At 68.0% G+C, this 2,417-nt stretch carries 4 protein-coding genes; all 4 read left to right on the top strand.

Annotation, left to right across the window (positions count from 1 at the left end; genetic code table 11):
• A partial coding sequence (locus ABIE58_RS20225; RefSeq protein ID WP_354546409.1) for an Lrp/AsnC ligand binding domain-containing protein occupies positions 1-219 on the top strand: 219 nt, incomplete at its 5' end.
• A 100-nt stretch (positions 220-319) separates the two neighbouring features.
• Positions 320-907, top strand: a complete 588-nt coding sequence (locus tag ABIE58_RS20220) for an RBBP9/YdeN family alpha/beta hydrolase (RefSeq protein ID WP_354546408.1) — start codon at positions 320-322, stop codon at positions 905-907.
• Positions 908-1,036: 129 nt separating this feature from the next.
• A complete protein-coding gene (locus ABIE58_RS20215; RefSeq protein ID WP_354546407.1) occupies positions 1,037-1,189 on the top strand; it encodes a hypothetical protein in 153 nt (50 codons plus the stop codon).
• Positions 1,189-2,417: FAD/NAD(P)-binding protein (locus tag ABIE58_RS20210; RefSeq protein ID WP_354546406.1), on the top strand; the 1,229-nt coding region annotated here is incomplete at its 3' end. The genes ABIE58_RS20215 and ABIE58_RS20210, both read left to right, overlap by 1 nt.

Here is a 2,417-nt window from a genome sequence, read left to right as displayed (position 1 = left end):
CGCGCCGCCATCGCGGAATTCCCTGAAATCATCGAAGTGCATCGCATGGCGGGCGATGTCGATTACCTGCTGAAAGTGGCCGTGGCCGACATGGCCAGTTTCGACGAATTCTACCTGCTGCTGACCCGCCGCCTGCCCTGTCGCAATGTCACCTCGAAATTCTCGATGGAAGTGATCCGCGACAGCACCGTCTTGCCGATCGACATCGCCACGGCCTGACCCACCCCCCAAAAGGAGACTCACGTTCCAAAACCCATGGCAAATTTGGAACCCTAAAACACGATAAACATGATAGTGTATTTGGGAAAGGAGATGTTCCATGATCAAAACCCTGCTTTTGCCCGGCCTCGACGGCTCGCCCGCCCCCCATTGGCAGTATTGGTGGGAACGCATGGATCCGACCGCGCGCATCGTCGAGCAGAAATGCTGGACCCGCCCGCGCTCCGATCAATGGCTGACCGAGATCGCGGGTGCGCTTTTGCTGCATCCCGGTGCGGTTCTGGTGGCGCATTCGCTGGGGGCGGTGGCGGCGGTGCAGCTTCTGTCGCGCTGGCCGCAGCTCAAGGTCGGCGGCGCGCTTCTGGTCGCCCCGGCAGAGCCGAGCCATGATGCGCGCACCGCCCCTTTCGGCAAGATCCCCGAGGTGGCCCTGCGCGTGCCCACCATCGTCGCGGCCAGCCGCAACGATCCGTGGATGGCACAGCCGCGTGCGCGCTGGCTCGCCAAACGCTGGGGCGCGGAGTTTGTCGATATGGGCGAGGCGGGGCATATCAACGTGGCCTCCGGCTTTGGCCCCTGGCCCGAGGGCCGCGCCCTGCGCGATCTGATCTGGACCCTGCCCGCGCTGCCGGGCCGCGCCACGGCAAGTTTCCAAACCCATCTGAGCCGACAGGAGGCCATCGCATGACACCGATTCTTGACCGTATCCGCAAGGCCGTTCCCATGACCGTCTTTGCCATCGCCTATCTCTCGATGCTGGCCATCCTGGTCCTGACCTGACCCCGAGACCCCGACCCCGAGACAAGGAGCCGCGCCCATGATCTGCTACGCCCCCGATCCCTGCCTCGCCGGCATGTTCGCCCCCGAATACGGCGTGATCGAAACCGGCCCGCTGCCCGCACGCGGCGAGATCGTTCTTGGCCTCGCCTGTCTCGCGCTGACCACCCTGTTGCTCGTGGCGGTCGCGTGATGGATGGCGGGGGCAGCCGGGCCGCGCGGCACGTTCTCATCATCGGCGGCGGCGCGAGCGGCGCGCTGATGGCGACGCATCTTCTGCACGCCGCCCCCGAGACCCGCGTCACCATCGTGGAAAAGCGCGAGGTGCTGGGCTGCGGCGTGGCCTATGCCACCGATCACCCCGATCACCTGCTGAATACCCGCGTTCACAACATGAGCGCCTTTCCCGACGACCCCGATCATTTCCTGCGCTGGCTTCAGGCGCGCGATGAGACCTGCACCGCGACGGAGGCCTGCTTTGTCAGTCGCGGTACCTATGGGCGCTATCTCGAAGGCCTCGTGTCGCCCTGGCGCGAGGACCGCCTGCGCTGTGTTGCGGGCGAGGTGCTGCGCGTCGAGGAGACGCGCCACGGCATCAGCGCGCATCTGGATGATAGCACCACCGTGCTGGCCGACCGCGCGATCCTCGCCACCGAGCACGCCGTGCCGATGGTGCCGCGCGACGGGCTTTATGGCGCGTGGGATTTCACCCCGCCGCGCGATCCCCAGGCACGTGTGGTGATCATCGGCACGGGGCTTTCGATGGTCGATCACGTCGTGGCGCTGCTTGCGCAGGGCCATCGCGGGCCGATCACCTGCCTGTCGCGCCGGGGCCTTCTGCCGCAGCCCCATGCCAGCGGCGCGCCCGTGCCGATGGGGCGCGAAGAGGTGCCGCTTGGCGCCTCGGTCAGCGCGCTCTTGCACTGGCTGCGCGCCCGTGTGCGCCACGCCGCCGCCAAGGGCACGCCCTGGCAGCTTGTGCTCGACGGGCTGCGCCCGCATGTCTCGGCCATCTGGCGGTCGTGGGATCAGGATACGCGCGCGCGTTTCCTGCGCCATGCCGCAACCTGGTGGGAGGTGCATCGCCACCGCATGCCGCCGCAATCGGCGCGCACTATCGCTGCCGCACAAGCCAGCGGCCAGCTTGACCTGGTGAAGGCGCGGTTTCACGAGGCCGTGCCGATGGGCGGGCAGACCGGGCTGGTCATCCGCCTGCCCGGCGATACCGAGCACATGCTCATCGCCGAGCACGGCATCGACTGCCGGGGCATCCGCCGCGACCCCGAGACCGACAGCGCGCCCGTCATCCGCGATCTGCTGGGGCGCGGGCTGGCGCGGCTCGATCCGCTGCGCCTTGGCCTCGACACCACCCCCGGTGCCCGCGTCATCGCCCGCGGCGGCGTGGCCTCGCGCCGCCTCTA

The sequence above is a fragment of the Roseovarius sp. MBR-78 genome (genome assembly GCF_040547535.1).
Classification (GTDB): domain Bacteria; phylum Pseudomonadota; class Alphaproteobacteria; order Rhodobacterales; family Rhodobacteraceae; genus Roseovarius.
Note: the sequence above shows the minus strand (reverse complement) of the source record. Positions and strands in the feature narration are given on the sequence as shown.

What these genes read in the sequence shown, in the direction of transcription:
- ABIE58_RS20215 (WP_354546407.1), top strand. Translation starts at nt 1,037, where the DNA reads ATGATCTGCTACGCCCCCGATCCCTGCCTCGCCGGCATGTTCGCCCCC.
- ABIE58_RS20220 (WP_354546408.1), top strand. Translation starts at nt 320, where the DNA reads ATGATCAAAACCCTGCTTTTGCCCGGCCTCGACGGCTCGCCCGCCCCC.